Raw genomic sequence first — 15,903 nt, 5'->3', positions numbered from 1 at the left:
GGCGCATGTGCGGCCGGGCAGGAGACGAGGGCCACGACCCTCGGCGCGGACGGTGGAGCCGTCGAGATCACCTCGGTAGGGTAGGTCCCGGTCGGCTCCGACCAACAAGATCCACACCGCCGGGGGGCGCCACGCATGGCTGATTCGTTCGCGCATCTGCACGTGCACACGGAATACTCGATGCTCGACGGAGCGGCCCGCCTGAAGGACCTGTTCGCCGAGGCCAACCGGCTCGGCATGTCCGCCGTGGCGATCACCGACCACGGCAACATGCACGGCGCGAACGACTTCTACAACCAGGCGATGGCCGCCGGGATCACGCCGATCCTGGGCGTCGAGGCGTACGTGGCGCCGGAGTCGCGCTATCACAAGGCTCGGGTCAAGTGGGGTCGGCCGGAGCAGAAGAGCGACGACATCTCCGGTAACGGCGCGATCACCCACAAGACGATGTGGGCGAAGAACGCGCAGGGCCTGAAGAACCTGTTCACCCTGAACTCGCGGGCGTCCATGGAGGGGCACTACGTCAAGTGGCCCCGGATGGACATGGAGCTGATCGCCGAGCACGCCGAGGGGATCATGGCCACCACCGGCTGCCCGTCCGGCGCGGTGCAGACCCGCCTGCGCCTGGGCCAGTTCGACGAGGCGCTCAAGGTCGCCGCGAGCTACCAGGACATCTTCGGCAAGGACAACTACTTCCTGGAGATCATGGATCACGGCCTCTCTATCGAGAGCCGGGTCCGTGAAGGGCTCACCGAGATCGCCCGCAAGCTGGACATCCCGCCGGTCGTCACGAACGACTCGCACTACACCCACGAGGCGCAGGCCACCGCGCACGACGTGCTGCTCTGCGTGCAGACCGGCAGCAACATCGACGACCCGAACCGGTTCCGGTTCGAGGGTGGCGGCTACTTCATCAAGAGCGCCGACCAGATGCGCGCTGTGGACTCGTCGGAGCTGTGGCAGGAGGGCTGTCGCAACACCCTGCTGGTCGCCGAGAAGGTCGACCCGAAGGGCATGTTCGAGTTCCACAACCTGATGCCGCGCTTCCCGGTGCCGGAGGGGGAGACCGAGGAGTCCTGGTTCCGCAAGGAGACCTTCGCCGGCCTGGGCCGCCGCTACCCGAACGGCATCCCGGAGGGGCACGTCGTCCAGGCGGAGTACGAGCTGGGCGTCATCAACCAGATGGGCTTCCCGTCGTACTTCCTCGTGGTCGCCGACTTCATCCAGTGGGCCAAGAGCCAGGGCATCTCGGTGGGCCCGGGCCGTGGTTCGGCCGCCGGCTCCCTCGTCGCGTACGCGCTGGGCATCACCGACCTCGATCCGATCCAGCACGGTCTGATCTTCGAGCGGTTCCTGAACCCCGAGCGTGTCTCGATGCCGGATGTCGACATCGACTTCGACGAGCGTCGGCGCGGTGAGGTGATCAAGTACGTCACCGACAAGTGGGGTGAGGACAAGGTCGCTCAGATCGCCACCTTCGGTACGATCAAGGCGAAGGCCGCGATCAAGGACTCCGCCCGGGTCCTCGGTTTCCCGTACGCGGTCGGCGACCGGATCACCAAGGCGATGCCGCCGGCGGTGATGGGCAAGGACATCCCGCTCACCGGCATCTTCGACACCAAGCACCCCCGGTACGCCGAGGCCGGCGAGATCCGTGGCCTGTACGACTCCGACCCGGACGTCCGCAAGGTGATTGACACCGCGAAGGGCATCGAGGGGCTGATCCGGCAGACCGGTGTGCACGCCGCCGGCGTCATCATGTCCGCCGAGCCGATCATCGAGCACATCCCGTTGATGCGCCGCGACGCCGACGGGGCGATCATCACGCAGTTCGACTACCCGACCTGCGAGTCGCTCGGGCTGCTGAAGATGGACTTCCTCGGCCTGCGCAACCTGACGATCATCGACGACGCGGTCAAGAACATCGAGCTGAACCACGGCCTCAAGCTCGACCTGCTGGCCCTGCCGCTGGACGACCCGGCCGCGTACGAGCTGCTGGCCCGGGGCGACACCCTGGGCGTGTTCCAGCTCGACGGTGGGCCGATGCGGTCGCTGCTGCGGTTGATGAAGCCGGACAACTTCGAGGACATCTCCGCCGTCCTGGCCCTGTACCGGCCCGGCCCGATGGGCGTCGACTCGCACACCAACTACGCGCTGCGCAAGAACGGCCTCCAGGAGATCACGCCGATCCACCCGGAGCTGGAGGAGCCGCTGCGGGAGATCCTGGCACCCACCCACGGCCTGATCGTCTACCAGGAGCAGGTGCAGCGCGCCGCGCAGATCCTCGCCGGTTACACCCTCGGTCAGGCGGACCTGCTGCGCCGGGCCATGGGTAAGAAGAAGAAGGAGATCCTCGACAAGGAGTTCATCCCGTTCCGGGACGGCTGCCGCGAGCGCGGCTACTCCGACGAGGCGATCCAGGCGGTGTGGGACGTCCTGGTGCCGTTCGCCGGGTACGCGTTCAACAAGGCGCACTCCGCCGCGTACGGCCTGGTCTCCTACTGGACGGCGTACCTGAAGGCGCACTACCCGGCCGAGTACATGGCCGGGCTGCTGACGTCCGTCGGTGACGACAAGGACAAGATGGCGCTCTACCTGTCCGAGTGTCGCCGGATGCGTATCCAGGTGCTGCCGCCGGACGTGAACACCTCGGCCGGGCCGTTCACCCCGGTCGGCAAGGACATCCGCTTCGGCCTGGCGGCGGTCCGCAACGTCGGCGCGAACGTGGTCGCCTCGATCATGCGCTGCCGTGACGAGAAGGGCGAGTACGCCGACTTCTACGACTTCCTGTCCAAGGTGGACGCGGTGGTCTGCAACAAGAAGACCATCGAATCGCTGATCAAGGCGGGTGCGTTCGACTCTCTCGACCACCCCCGCAAGGGTCTGCTCGCGGTCCACGCCGACGCCATCGACGCGTACGCCGACGTCAAGCGCAAGGAGGCGGTCGGCCAGTACGACCTCTTCGGCGCGGGCTTCGGCGACGCCGACACCGGCAGCACCACTGTGATGCCGGTCATCGGTGACAGTGAGTGGGACAAGCGCGACAAGCTGGCCTTCGAGCGGGAGATGCTCGGCCTGTACGTGTCCGACCACCCGCTGTTCGGTCTGGAGCACATCCTCGGCGCTGCGGCCGACACCACCATCGCGTCCCTGGCCGAGGACGGCGCGGTGCCCGACGGGGCGGTGGTCACCCTCGCCGGCATCCTCTCCGGGGTGCAGCGCCGGGTCACCAAGCAGGGCCGCGCCTGGGCCTCGGCCACCCTGGAGGATCTCGCCGGTGGGGTGGAGGCGCTGTTCTTCCCCAACACCTACGAGGTGATCGGGCAGTACATCGCCGAGGACGCCATCGTGGTGGTCAAGGGTCGGGTGGACCGCCGCGACGACACCCCCCGGATCATGGCGATGGACATGTCCATGCCGGACGTCAGCACCAGCGCCACCAACAAGCCGGTCACCCTCACGATCCCGGTGCACCGCTGCACGCCGCCACTGATGGAGAAGCTCAAGGAAACCCTGGTGCTGCACCCCGGCGACACCGAGGTGCACGTCAAACTCCTCAACGGCGGGCGCACCACCACCCTGCGGCTGGGCCCGTTCCGGGTGGCGGCGACGACCGCGCTGATGGGTGACCTGAAGAGCGTCCTCGGCCCGGCCAACGTGAGCTGACCGTCCGCGGCCCAGCCGGCGTCATCGCCGGCCGGGCCGCGGACGGTCGCCGGGCTCAGCCCCGGTCGGGGGCGGCGATCTCGCGCAGCTGGCCGTCGGCCAGCCGCAACCAGCGCTGCACGCCGATCTCGGCGAGGAACCGTTCGTCGTGGCTGACCACCACGAACGCACCCTGGTACGCGGTCAGCGCGCTCTCCAGTTGACCGACGCTGACCAGGTCCAGGTTGTTGGTCGGCTCGTCGAGCAGCAGCAGTTGCGGTGCCGGCTCGGCGCAGAGCACACAGGCGAGGGTCGCGCGCAGCCGCTCACCGCCGGAGAGCACCCCGACGGGCAGGTTGACCCGGGCACCCCGGAAGAGGAACCGGGCGAGCAGGTTCATCCGCCTGGCGTCCGGCAGGCTCGGCGCGTACGCGGCGAAGTTCTCCGCCACCGTCCGGTCGAGGTCCAGCAGGTCCAGCCGCTGCGACAGGTACGCGATCCGCCCGTCGGCTCGCTTGACGTCACCGCCGGCCGGTTCGAGGTCGCCGTTGACGAGCCGCAGCAGGGTCGACTTGCCGACGCCGTTCGCCCCGGTGAGCGCGATCCGTTCCGGACCTCGGATCACCAGGTCCGCGCCGTCGCCGCCGAACAGCTCCCGGTCGTCGAAGCGGGCCCGCATCCCCGTACCGGTGAAGACCGTCCGTCCGGCCGGGACGGTGGTGTCCGGCAGGTCCACGACGATCCGGTCCTCCTCGCGGACCGCCCGACCGGCCTCATCCAGTCGGGCCTTGGCCTGACCGAGCCGGCTGGAGTGCGTTTCCTGGGCCTTGCCCGCCGACTCCTGCGCGCTGCGCTTGAGCCCGCCGGCGACGATCCGGGCCAGCCCGGCGTTCTTGAGGTTCTTCGAGGCGTTGCTGGCCCTCCGGTCGGCCCGCTCCCGCGCCTGCTGCATCTCCCGCTTCTCCCGCTTCACCTCCTGCTCGGCGTTGCGCAGGTTGCTCTCAGCCACCTCCCGCGCCGCCTGCACCGCCTCGGTGTACGCGGTGAAGTTGCCCCCGAACCAGCGGATCTCGCCGCGCTCCAGCTCGGCAATCCGGTCCATCCGATCCAGCAGCTCCCGGTCGTGGCTGACCAGCAGCAGGCACCCGGACCAGTCGGTGAGCACGTCGTAGAGCTTGTGCCGGGCCTCCACGTCGAGGTTGTTGGTCGGCTCGTCGAGCAGCAGCACGTCCGGGCGTCGGAGCAGCTGCGCCGCCAGGCCGAGGGAGACCACCTGGCCACCGCTGAGCGTGTGCAGCGGCCGGTCGAGCGACAGGTCGCCCAGACCGAGCCGGTCCAGTTCACCGCGGGTGCGCTCCTCGATGTCCCAGTCGTCGCCGATGGTGGCGAAGTGCTCCTCGCTGGCGTCGCCGGCCTCGATGGCGTGCAGTGCCGCGATCCGCTCGGCGACGCCGAGCACCTGCGCCACGGCAAGGTCGCCGGCCAGGGGGAGGGTCTGCGGGAGGTAGCCGAGCAGGCCGTCGACGGTGACGCTGCCGCCGCTGGGCCGCAGCTCCCCGGCGATCAGCCGCAGCAGGGTGCTCTTGCCGGCGCCGTTGGGCGCGACCAGGCCGGTGCGACCGCCGGGAACGGTGAAGGACAGCTCCGAGAAGACCGGGGTGTCGTCCGGCCAGGAGAAGGACAGGTTCGAGCAGACGATGAACGCATCAGACATGCGAGTGACCTCAAAGGGTGGGCTGGGCGCGTTCGAGCACGCCCGACGACAAACGGGACCGGTGGAACGACGTCATGGCCACCGCGGCTGCGCGGAACGCGCCGAACCGATGGCCGCACACATCCGGTCTCACCCGGAGATGTCGTCGTCACCCGCCATGTCTGGTCTCCCTGGTCGTACCGCTGACCCAACGGGCCCAGTCTAACAACGGATCTTCACCCCGCCACCGGGTTCCCGCGCTGTCCGGGCGTGGAGGAAGCTAGGAGACGTCGAAGAGGCGTAGCCCGTCGTACTCGGCGAAGTCGGCGAAATCCTTGCCGTTGAACGTCGCGAGCGGTAGCCGGTCGACGAGGCAGCACGCCGCGATCCAGGAGTCGTTGGTCGGCCGGGGGCGCCCACGGTGCTGAGCTCGCGCCTGAAGATGCCCCCAGGTCACCGCCACGGCCTCGTCGAAGGGCAGCACGACGATCCCGGACCGCCACTGCGCGAGATCAGCCAACTTGCGTGGCCCCCAACTGCGCAGTGCCGTCCACTTGGTCAGTTCGCCAAGCGTCACGAAGGTTACGCAAAGGGTCTTACCGGCCAAGCGGGCGCGGAGACGGTCCGACAGCCGCCCGCGGAGGATCGCTGACGCCACGTCGGTGTCGAGGACGACGAGGCTCACGCGGCGCCGGCCCGCCGGGAGGTGTACAGGTCTGCGAGGAATTCGTCCAACTCGTCGTCAGACTCGAACAGATCGGGACGCGCCAGGTCGTCCACGGAGGCGATAGGTCGAACGCCCTGGCGTCGAGCCAACTCCTCCGCCGGGACATGCTCGGCCGTTGGCCACTCGGGCATCCGCTCCGCGTTACTCGACGTCACGGCTCACCTCCTGGTTGTCGGTCTGGTCGATTCTCCCACCTTCCCCGTCGACTGACCGCCTCTCGCGGCGGTGGCGAGTCGACGTTTCGTCGTGCTCACCGGGGCCGGTATTCGACTTCGGGGCGGCCGGGAGTGCCGTAGCGGGGGGTTCGGACTGCCCTGTCGATGGTCACCAGGTATTCCAGGTAGCGGCGGGCGGTCACCCGGGAGATGCCCGTCGCCGCGCTCACCTCGGTCGCCGACAACCCCACCTGCGCGCCGGTCCCGTCGGTGAGGGCTGCGCGTACCCGATTGAGGGTCTGCGCGTCGAGCCCCTTGGGCAGGCTGTGCCCGGCGGTGCCGCGCAGGGTGGCGAACATCCGGTCCACGTCGTGCTGGGCGGCCACCTCACCGTCGGCGAGCGCCTGGGCGCGGTAGTCCGCGTACCGCTCCAGCTTGTCGCGGAACGCGGCGAACGTGAACGGTTTGAGCAGGTAGTGCGTCACCCCGAGGGACACCGCGGTCCGCACCACCGCCAGGTCCCGCGCGGAGGTCACCGCGAGCACGTCGACGCTGCTGCCGGCCGCGCGCAGCGCCCGGCAGACGTCCAGGCCGTGCAGGTCGGGCAGCCGAAAGTCCAGGAGTACGAGGTCCACGTCGCCGCCGTCGTTGGCCCGCAGCGCCGCCATCGCCGCCCGCGCGGTGTGCGCCACGCCGACCACCACGAAACCGGGAACCCGTTCGGTGTACGCGCTGTGCGCCTCGGCCAGCAGCGGCTCGTCCTCGACGACCAGCACCCGGATGTCGGTCATGACCGCCCGCCCGGCAGCCGGACGGTGAACAGGCTGCCGCCGTCGTCCGAGCGGGTCACCTCGGCGCTACCGCCGTGTCGGCGGACCACCTGCCCGACCAGGGCCAGGCCGAGGCCCCGCCCGGTGCTCTTGGTGGACCAGCCTCGCCGGAACGCGTCCGCCACCCGTTCCGGGGCCAGCCCGGGTCCGCTGTCGGCGACCCGGATGACCAGCTCGTCGTCGACAGCGCCGACGAACACCCGTACCCGTCGAGGCGCGGGTGTGCCGGCCACCGCCTCCAGGGCGTTGTCGACCAGGTTGCCGACCACGGTGAGCAGGTCGCCGGTCGGCAGTGGGCTGTCGTCGAGGCGGCAGTCCGGCTCGACGACCAGGTCCACCCCGCGCTCGCCGGCCTGCGCGGACTTGCCCAGCAGCAGCGCGGCCAGCGCCGGCTCGGTCACGGCGCCGACCACCCGGTCGGTCAGTTGCTGGGCGAGGGCCAGGTCCCGGGTGCCGAGCCGGACGGCCTCGTCGGCGCGACCCAACTCCACAAGGGTCAGCACGGTGTGCAGCCGGTTGGCCGACTCGTGGGTCTGCGCCTGCAGCGCCTCGGTCAACGCGCGCACCGAGTCCAGCTCACTTGCCAGGGTGCGCAGCTCGGTCTGGTCCCGCAGGGTCAACACGGTGCCGAGCACCGCGCCCTCGAAGCGGGTGGTCCGCTGGTTGGCGACGAGGACCCGGTCACCAGCGAGGATCGGCTCGTCGCGGGCGTCGCGCCCGGAACTGAGCAACTCGGCCACCGCCGGTGGCAGGTCGATCCCGGCGACCGGCTGGTCGATCACCGGCGCGTCGGTGTCGAGGCCCAGCAGACGCCGGCCCTCGTCGTTGACCAGCGCCACCCGCCGGTCGGTGGTCAACACCACGAGACCCTCGCGGACGGAGTGCAGAACCGCGTCGTAGTACTCGTACATCCGGGTCATCTGCGCCGGGCCAAGACCGTGGGTCTGGCGGCGGAGCCGGCGGCTGAGCAGCCAGGAGCCCGTCGCGGCGAGGGCCAGGGCCGGCGCGGCGACACCGAACAGCACCGGCAACTGGCCGAGCAGCTTCTTGTCGATGGCGCGGGTGGTGATGCCCACCGAGACCAGACCGACGAGGCGTCGCTGCTCGTCGTACACCGGGACCACCGCGCGCACCGACTCGCCGAGCGTCCCGACGTTGGTGGTGGTGAACGCGCGGCCCGCCAGAGCGGGCCCGATCTCGCCGACGAACGGCTCGCCGATCCGGTCCGGGGTGGGGTGCGAGAAACGGGTGCGGTCGGGGGCCATCACCACCACGAAGTCGGTGCCCGTCGCCTGCCGGGTCGATTCGGCGTACGGCTGGAGGACGCGCGCCGGGTCGGCGGTCGTGAGGGCCGCGCGGACGTCGGGGGAGCGGGCCACGGTCTGCGCCACCGCGAGCACCTCCTCCTGCGCGGCCTGGCGGGAGTCGCTGCGGGCCAGCCAGACGGCGCCCGCCGCGCCGGCCAGCACGAGCAGCGTCACCACCACCGCCTGGAGGGCGAAGAGTTGCCCCGCGATGCTCCACTGGCGTCGGGCCACCCTCCAACACCTCCTTCGTGTGCCGCCGCTGCTGCGGTCGCGGTGAACAGAATGACCGCAAGGCTGTCAACGGGTGAGAGGCACTTCACATTGTTGACATGGACACCGAATCCACCACCTCAGCGGCGCCTCCGGTCCGCCGGGACCGTACCCGTTACCTCTACCTGGCCGTCATCGTGGCCGTGGTCGCCGGCATCGTCGTCGGCCTGGTCGCCCCCGATTTCGGCAAGGAACTCAAGCCGATCGGCACCGGCTTCGTCAACCTGATCAAGATGATGATCAGCCCCGTCATCTTCTGCACCATCGTGCTCGGCGTCGGCTCCGTGCGGCAGGCCGCGAAGGTCGGCAAGGTGGGCGGTCTCGCCCTCGGCTACTTCCTCACCATGTCGACGGTCGCGCTCGCCATCGGCCTGGTGGTCGGCAACCTCATCCACCCCGGCTCCGGTCTCGACCTCGGCCAGGACCTCGCGGGCGCGGGCAAGGCCGCCGCCGGCGACGAGGCCGGCGGGACGGCGGACTTCCTACTCGGGATCATCCCGACCACGCTGCTCTCCGCGCTTACCGAGGGCGAGGTGCTCCAGACGCTGCTGGTGGCCCTGCTGGTCGGCTTCGCCGTGCAGGCCATGGGTCGACGTGGTGAGCCGGTGCTCGGCGCGATCGCCGTCATCCAGCGGGTCGTGTTCAAGGTGCTCGCCATGATCATGTGGCTGGCGCCGGTCGGCGCGTTCGGGGCCATGGCCGCCGTGGTCGGCGCGACCGGCGTGGACGCGCTCAAGAGCCTCGCCCAGATCATGCTCGGCTTCTACGCCACCTGCCTGATCTTCGTGCTGGTGGTCCTGGGCGCGCTGCTCTGGTTCGTGGCCCGGATCTCGATCTTCTCGCTGCTGCGGTACCTGGGCCGGGAGTTCCTGCTGATCCTGTCGACGTCATCGTCGGAGTCGGCGTTGCCGCGGCTGATCGCGAAGATGGAGCACTTCGGGGTCAGCAAGCCGGTCGTCGGCATCACCGTGCCAACCGGCTACTCCTTCAACCTGGACGGCACGGCGATCTACCTGACGATGGCGTCGCTGTTCATCGCCGACGCGCTGGGCAAGCCGCTCTCGATCGGCGAGCAGATCTCGCTGCTGCTGTTCATGATCATCGCCTCGAAGGGCGCCGCCGGGGTCACCGGCGCCGGGCTGGCCACGCTGGCCGGCGGACTTCAGTCGCACCGGCCGGACCTCGTCGACGGCGTCGGTCTGATCGTCGGCATCGACCGGTTCATGTCCGAGGCGCGGGCGCTGACGAACTTCGCGGGCAACGCCGTGGCGACAGTGCTGGTGGGGACGTGGACCGGGGAGTTCGACCGGGACCGGGCGGCCGAGGTGCTGCGCGGTGACGACCCGTTCGACGAGGCCACGATGCTCGACGACCACGACGACTCGGACGAGGACGAGACGTCGGCGCGGCGGTCCACCCAGGAGGTTGGCGTCCCGGCCTGACGCCGTCTCGATGGGTCAGGGGTCGCGCCGGCCGGGGGCGGGCGCGACCCCGCCCGCGCCGAATGCTCGTCGCCAGGATCCGTGCACCATCAGGGTTGTTGCTGCTCGGGTCTTGGGGGCAGCGCTAAGGGCGGGCGCGTGGGTCGTCGCGGAAGGCTTGGGGGGACACCCCGAATGTGGTCGTGAAGACCCTGCTGAAGTGGGCCTGGGAGCGGAAACCCCAGCGGGCGGCGATGCTGTAGATGGGCCGCCCTCGGAGCAGGGGGTTGCGCAGGTCGCGGGCGCACCGATCCAGGCGCTTGCTGCGGATGATCTCGGCGACCGTCTGGTCCTCGGTCTCGAACGCTCGGTGCAGACTGCGGAGCGAGACGTGATGCGCGGCGGCGACGGCGCTTGGCGACAGGTCGGGGTCGGCGAGGTGCTCGTCGATGAACGCCTTGACCAGCATGCTCAGGTTGTGGCCACGTACCTCGGTCGGCAGGGTGTCGGTGAGGTCCAACTGCTGGGCGACCATCGCGGAGATGAGATCCTGCACGACGGTGCCCAGGAGCGGGATGTCGCGCTCGTGGTACTGCTCGGGATGGCTCATCACCTGGTGGACGAACTGGTTGAGCAGGACGCCGATGCCCTCGGTGGCGGAGATGCTCGTGCCGAGCAGCCGCGAGATCCGGTTGGGATGCACCGGCAGGAGACCGTGCGGGACGAGGATCGTCCGGGTGGTCAGGATGCCCTCGTGGTGCGACCGTACCTGGTGTGTCGACTGATGGGGTCGGGACGTGTCGACGATGGCGAAGTTGCCCGGCGTGAAGTGGTTCGCCCGCCGTTCCTGCTCCACCCCGCCCTGCCCGGACAACGGGAGTGCGAACTGGTACATCTCCGGGTCGCTGCGGCGGATGAAGGTGCCGGTCCGCTGCATGTCCAGGGAGGGGTACCGCCAGGTCGACAGCACGACCTCGCCCAGGCTGATGACCTCTGCCCGGGCCCGGAAGTCCGCTGCGTGGGCACTGTGGATGCGCATCGGCACCGACTCTCGTGCCACCAGGTCGTGCCAGTACCCGAACCGCTCAGCCGGGGGCACCACGGCGGTGTCCGCCGAGCCTACGGTGAGCACGAGTTGCCTCGATCCTTGTCGATGCGTCGACGAGCCAGGATGGCGCTACCGCATGAGCCTACAAGATCAACCAATGCGGGCCCAGGTCCGACGGGATCAGGTGGACCGGGGCCCGCCGAGCGTCGTCCAGCACGTCCAGCTCCTGCGGTGGGTCACGACCGCCAGGCGTTCAGGCAGCCTGCCATGACCCGGAAGGGGATGGCCTGCCCCCTGGTCTGGTCCACAGTGCCGGCCAGGTGGAGGTCCAGTTCTCGGCAGTGGAAGAGCCAGGTCCCGAGCGTGACCGGGCGGCGCCTCGGCGACATGAGCCGCCCGACCGCGAAGAGCATGGTGCCCAGCCCGCACCACATCGAGGTCGCCAGTGCCGAGACCGGAGGACGGGGGCGCAAGGTCTGCCCGGGACGCGGCCGGTGAATTCCCCGACACATTCCGAGTGGCCTCGCGATCGGGAAAAGGATGCGCAATTATTGCCAACCGCCACGTCAGGGACTTGGTGGACTCCGATCGAGCTCTTCCCGCATGCTGCCGCTCGCCGGGACGATTGGCGAATAGAAAGACCTCGACGATCGAGAGGGCTACGAAGACGCCCACGGCGAGCGCCGGATTCAGGACGATGTCGTCGCGCGTCCAGGTCGCGACCGTCGACCGGGGCTTCCCGGCCCCGTGTCAGTCGGCACCCGGCTCTCCCCGGCGAATTCGAATACCCTCGATATCAATAACGGATGGTCGATATACGTGTTGGTAACATCGCGGTGGGCGACAGTTGCGGCAGTGCTGACGCAATTGCTCCGGAAGGGCCGACTGGTTGCCTGTAGACGTCACCTGTGACATATCCAACTGTCGCTTTTTCGGCCGCCGTAAAAATTGGGCACGTAATCATTGCCGGGTACCTTCCTGTCGTGCCCGACGCTCCTCCACAGTTGATTGCCGACCGTTATCGGCTGGTCCGCCCGCTCGGTCAGGGTGGAATGGGTCGCGTGTGGCAGGCCCGCGACGAGATGCTGCAACGGGACGTGGCCATCAAGGAGCTGGTGGCACCGCCGGGCCTGCGCGACGACGAACGCCGGGAGTTGCGTGAGCGGTCCATGCGCGAGGCGCGGGCGGTCGCCCGTCTGGGCCACGTCAACGTGGTGCGCGTCTTCGACGTGCTGCACTCGGACGACGACCCCTGGATCGTGATGGAGCTCGTACCGTCCCGGTCCCTGCACCAGGTGCTTGAAGCCGAGGGGCCGATGCCGGCGGATCGCGCCGCGCGGATCGGGCTGGGGGTTCTGAGCGCGTTGCGGGCCGCGCACCGGGCCGGCGTGCTGCACCGGGACGTCAAACCCGCCAACGTGCTGCTCGCCGACGACGGTCGGGTGGTGCTGACCGACTTCGGGCTGGCCACCCTTCCCGGGGACCCTCGGATGACCCAGACCGGAATGGTGCTCGGCTCGCCGGCGTTCCTCGCGCCGGAACGGGCCACCGACGGCGACGTGGGGCCGGCCGCCGACCTGTGGTCGCTCGGCGCCACCCTCTACGCGGCGGTCGAAGGGCGTACCCCGTACCACCGCTCGTCTCCGATAGCCACGCTGGCAGCCCTGGCCACCGAAGCGCCACCGCCGGCCCAGCGGGCCGGTCGGCTGACCCCGCTCCTGGAAGGACTGCTGCGCCGGGAGCCTGATCAGCGGATCACCGCGGATCAGGCGGAGCTGCTGTTGCGCCAGGCCGCCGAGCCGGACGGGACAACCGCCCGCCTGGGCGCCACCGGCACCGGACCCCGTCCCAGGATCGTGCCCGAGTTCGTCAGCGCCGCGCCCGTCGCACCCGCCGATGCGGCCCCACCAGCGCCACCGGCTCAGGCCGGCCCGCCCGCCCCGCCGGCCGAGCCGGTCCCACTCGCGCCGCCGGCCGAGCCGGTCCCACTCGCGCCGCCGGCCGAGCCGGGCCCAGCCGTGCCGCCGGCCGTCGACGGTCCGACGCTGTCGAAGCCGGTCGGTAAGCGTCGGATCCGGCTGATCGGGTCGGTGACAGCCGTCGCTGTGCTGCTCGTCCTGCTGGTCACCGCGTCCCTGCTGAACCACGGCCCGTCCGGCGGTACGGGTGACGGCGCGGTGGCGGCGCCGACCGGGAACCCGTCCGCGATCGCCGAGACGCCGGTGTCCCGGGTACTGCCGCCGCCACCGGCGGGCTGGCGCTACTACCGCGACGATCCCCGCTTCCTCGTGCCGGTGCCGGACGGCTGGCAGGCGCGGCGCGACGGTGAGCGGGCCGAGTTCCGCGAGCCGGACGGCAGCCGGGTCCTCGTCGTCGGCGAACTCCGGTCCGTGCCAGCGGACCTGGTCGCCGAGCTTCGGGCGCGGGAGGCAGCGCAACGCCGGCGGTACGCCGACTACCGCCGGGTCCGGCTCGCCGCACTGCCGTACCAGGTGCGGGCCGCCGAGTGGGAGTGGACGTACACCGACGAGGACGGGACGCCCACACAGATGGTCAGCCGGGCGTTCGTCGGTCACAACGGGCACGCGTACCTGATCGACTGGACCACGTCCGCCGCCGAATGGTCCGCGAGCGCGGCCGTCTTCGCGCTGATCGCCGATGGTTTCCAGGGCTTGCCGGTGACAGCCGGCCCACCGTCCGGATCCGCCGGCCCGCCACCCCCGGCGAGCGCGGGGCCGCCGTCGCCGGGGGCGGGCAGCGGTACGACGACAGCTCCGGGGACCTTGGTGCAGCAACCGTCGGCTCCGCCGCCGGCCTCGCCCACACCGGCCGGCACGCCCGCTGGCAAGCAGATCTCCAGCTTCGCCAGCGACCGGTGCATCGACATCCCCGACGGCAACGCCACAGCTGGTGTCCGGTTGCAGATCTGGGACTGTCGTCGTACCGCGAAGCAGCTCTGGACCTTCCCCGCGGACGGCACGGTCCGTTCGATGGGCAAGTGCCTGGATGTCGCCGGCCACTCCACCGCCGACGGTGCTGCCGTTCTGCTGGCCGACTGCTCCGGCGCCTCGTCGCAGAAGTTCACCCTCAACAAGGCCTACGACCTGGTGAACACCAAGGCGGACAGGTGCGTCGACGTGCTCGACGCGAACCCGGACAACGGCGCCCGGTTGCAGATCTGGCAGTGCACCGGCAACGCCAACCAGAAGTGGCGGGCCAACTGAGCGCTGACGCCTGACGCTCTGATGGTTACGGTCGTGGATGCCGTGGTTCCCCGACCGTCCGAGGAGTGATCGCATGTCCCCCTCTCCGTCCCGGCTGTTCTCGCAGATAGCGACCGCCGAACGACCGGCTGGGACACGTGTGGTCATGCGACGTGCTGTGGTGCTCGGCGGCAGCATGGCCGGGCTGATGGCGGCGCGCGTGTTGAGCGACCACGCCGAGGAGGTCCTGATCGTCGAACGGGACCCGTCCGACGTCGAAGCCGGACCCCGCCCGGGTGTGCCCCAGGGCAGTCAGGTGCACGCGCTGCTGCCCGCCGGCCAGGTCCAGTTGGAACGCTGGTTTCCCGGCATCGCCGACGAGGCGCTCGCGCTCGGCGCTCCGCCGCCGCCGACCGACCCGGGAACAGCGAAGGTCTTCGTCAACGGCATGCTCGGGCTGCCGCCGGCGGCGACCGGCACCGGGCCTGCGCTGATCACCACGCGTCCGTTCCTGGAGGCGTTGGTCCGGCGGCGGACGCTCGCCGTGGACAACATCCGCATGGTGTACGGGCGGGCGGAGGGTCTGCTCTTCGACGAGCGGCGGGTGACCGGCGCGCGGTACGTGCCCGAGGCCGGCGGCGAGGCGGTCGTCGAACCAGCGGACCTGGTGGTCGACGCGATGGGTCGGTCCAGCCGGCTCAGCGACTGGTTGGCCGAGCACGGGTGGCCCCGCCCGCCGATGCAACGCATGCCGATCAAGCTCAACTACGCGACGGCGCTCTACCGTCGTGACGAGAAGGTCAGCGACGCCTGGGTCGCGGTCTTCCACACCATGGCCGGCAAGGGGCGTACCGCCCGGATCGGTGGGATCAACTCGGTCGAGGGAGACCGTTGGATCATGCTGGTGGCCGGTTACGACGAGGATCGGCCCAGCCGCGACGTCGCCGACTTCACCGCGCGCTGCAGGGAGCACTACCCGCAGATGTTCGGCGACATCGCCGAGCACGGGGAGATGCTGGGCGGGGTGGTCACGTACCACCAGGCGGACAGCCGACGCCGTAACTTCCACAAGCTCGACCGCCTGCCCGCCGGGTTGGTCGCGGCCGGCGACGCCGTCGCGTCCTTCAACCCGGTGTACGGGCAGGGCATGACCTCCGCGGCGCTGCACGCGTCCTGCCTGTCGGCGTACCTGCGGTCCGGCCCGAAGCCGCACGACGAGCCGGCGCGGGCGTACTTCGACCAGGTCCGGGTGGTCGTCGACGCCGCCTGGCAGATCTCCACGACCGCCGACATCGAGCTCCCGCACGTCGACGGGCCGTACCCGCCGGGGTACCGGGTCACCAAGTGGTTCGGTGACCTGCTCTTCCGGACGTCGCTGACCGATCCGGTGCTCAATGCCCGGCTGGGCCGGGTCACCACCATGCTCGACCACCCGGCGACCCTGGGCCGCCCCGGCACCCTGCTCCGCGCGCTCCGTCTCAGCCTGCTCCGGGGCGCTCGGCGCTGACCCGTCGGCTCTCGGCGCTGATTCGCCCCGAAACCCGCCGTTCCCGGCAGGCTCCGGGGAGAATGGGTTGCCGGGGAGGGGTGTCGCGACGAGCCCG

General features: G+C 70.2%; 11 protein-coding genes and 1 pseudogene. 5 read left to right on the top strand and 7 right to left on the bottom strand.

Translation table 11 applies throughout. From position 1 onward, the window contains the following. Positions 1–135 precede the first annotated feature (135 nt). Positions 136–3,666: a DNA polymerase III subunit alpha gene (gene dnaE / locus FHU34_RS22980; RefSeq protein WP_145783895.1), complete on the top strand. Its 3,531-nt coding sequence runs from the start codon at positions 136–138 to the stop codon at positions 3,664–3,666. Positions 3,667–3,721: 55 nt separating this feature from the next. Here the strand turns inward: dnaE and abc-f are convergent, their stop codons facing one another. The 5 genes from abc-f to FHU34_RS22950 form a co-directional block, all read right to left on the bottom strand. After that, positions 3,722–5,359: a ribosomal protection-like ABC-F family protein gene (abc-f, locus tag FHU34_RS22975; protein WP_145783893.1), complete on the bottom strand. Its 1,638-nt coding sequence runs from the start codon at positions 5,357–5,359 to the stop codon at positions 3,722–3,724. A gap of 259 nt (positions 5,360–5,618) precedes the next feature. Continuing rightward, the gene (locus FHU34_RS22965) at positions 5,619–6,023 is read right to left on the bottom strand and encodes a type II toxin-antitoxin system VapC family toxin (protein WP_145783888.1); all 405 of its coding nucleotides are present in this window, start codon (positions 6,021–6,023) and stop codon (positions 5,619–5,621) included. Beyond that, positions 6,020–6,220, bottom strand: coding sequence for a hypothetical protein (locus FHU34_RS22960; protein WP_145783885.1), 201 nt, complete (start codon positions 6,218–6,220; stop codon positions 6,020–6,022). The genes FHU34_RS22965 and FHU34_RS22960 overlap by 4 nt, the downstream gene beginning before the upstream one ends. A gap of 95 nt (positions 6,221–6,315) precedes the next feature. Further along, complete coding sequence (locus tag FHU34_RS22955) at positions 6,316–7,011, bottom strand: response regulator (RefSeq protein WP_145783883.1); 696 nt, start codon at positions 7,009–7,011, stop codon at positions 6,316–6,318. Beyond that, positions 7,008–8,588, bottom strand: a complete 1,581-nt coding sequence (locus FHU34_RS22950) for an ATP-binding protein (protein WP_145783881.1) — start codon at positions 8,586–8,588, stop codon at positions 7,008–7,010. Before FHU34_RS22950 ends, FHU34_RS22955 begins: the two co-directional genes overlap by 4 nt. Positions 8,589–8,686: 98 nt before the next feature. On the opposite strand from FHU34_RS22950, the gene FHU34_RS22945 reads away from it, so the two are divergent. Continuing rightward, the gene (locus tag FHU34_RS22945; RefSeq protein WP_145783879.1) at positions 8,687–10,069 is read left to right on the top strand and encodes a cation:dicarboxylate symporter family transporter; all 1,383 of its coding nucleotides are present in this window, start codon (positions 8,687–8,689) and stop codon (positions 10,067–10,069) included. A gap of 124 nt (positions 10,070–10,193) precedes the next feature. Here FHU34_RS22945 and FHU34_RS22940 read toward each other — a convergent pair whose 3' ends face one another. Continuing rightward, the gene (locus FHU34_RS22940; protein ID WP_145783877.1) at positions 10,194–11,180 is read right to left on the bottom strand and encodes an AraC-like ligand-binding domain-containing protein; all 987 of its coding nucleotides are present in this window, start codon (positions 11,178–11,180) and stop codon (positions 10,194–10,196) included. 183 nt (positions 11,181–11,363) lie between these two features. On the opposite strand from FHU34_RS22940, the gene FHU34_RS33880 reads away from it, so the two are divergent. Beyond that, positions 11,364–11,594, top strand: coding sequence for a hypothetical protein (locus FHU34_RS33880; protein WP_167524886.1), 231 nt, complete (start codon positions 11,364–11,366; stop codon positions 11,592–11,594). A gap of 24 nt (positions 11,595–11,618) precedes the next feature. Here the strand turns inward: FHU34_RS33880 and FHU34_RS34290 are convergent. Continuing rightward, positions 11,619–11,789: pseudogene (locus FHU34_RS34290) on the bottom strand (hypothetical protein); the annotation flags it as partial. 290 nt (positions 11,790–12,079) lie between these two features. Here FHU34_RS34290 and FHU34_RS22930 point away from each other — a divergent pair. Beyond that, positions 12,080–14,320: a protein kinase domain-containing protein gene (locus FHU34_RS22930; RefSeq protein WP_145783875.1), complete on the top strand. Its 2,241-nt coding sequence runs from the start codon at positions 12,080–12,082 to the stop codon at positions 14,318–14,320. Between the two features lie 145 nt (positions 14,321–14,465). After that, positions 14,466–15,806 (top strand): FAD-dependent oxidoreductase, encoded by a 1,341-nt coding sequence (locus FHU34_RS22925; RefSeq protein WP_145783874.1) that lies wholly within the window; start codon positions 14,466–14,468, stop codon positions 15,804–15,806. Positions 15,807–15,903: the final 97 nt, after the last annotated feature.

The sequence above is a fragment of the Micromonospora taraxaci genome, assembly GCF_007830095.1.
Taxonomy (GTDB): Bacteria; Actinomycetota; Actinomycetes; order Mycobacteriales; family Micromonosporaceae; genus Micromonospora; species Micromonospora taraxaci.
This window is presented reverse-complemented; position numbering and strand designations above follow the sequence as displayed.

Bases quoted from the DNA above. Each gene is read 5' to 3' on its own strand.
- FHU34_RS33880 (WP_167524886.1), top strand. From the start codon at position 11,364: ATGACCCGGAAGGGGATGGCCTGCCCCCTGGTCTGGTCCACAGTGCCG.
- FHU34_RS22945 (WP_145783879.1), top strand. From the start codon at position 8,687: ATGGACACCGAATCCACCACCTCAGCGGCGCCTCCGGTCCGCCGGGAC.
- dnaE (WP_145783895.1), top strand. From the start codon at position 136: ATGGCTGATTCGTTCGCGCATCTGCACGTGCACACGGAATACTCGATG.
- FHU34_RS22925 (WP_145783874.1), top strand. From the start codon at position 14,466: ATGCGACGTGCTGTGGTGCTCGGCGGCAGCATGGCCGGGCTGATGGCG.
- FHU34_RS22955 (WP_145783883.1), bottom strand. From the start codon at position 7,011: ATGACCGACATCCGGGTGCTGGTCGTCGAGGACGAGCCGCTGCTGGCC.
- abc-f (WP_145783893.1), bottom strand. From the start codon at position 5,359: ATGTCTGATGCGTTCATCGTCTGCTCGAACCTGTCCTTCTCCTGGCCG.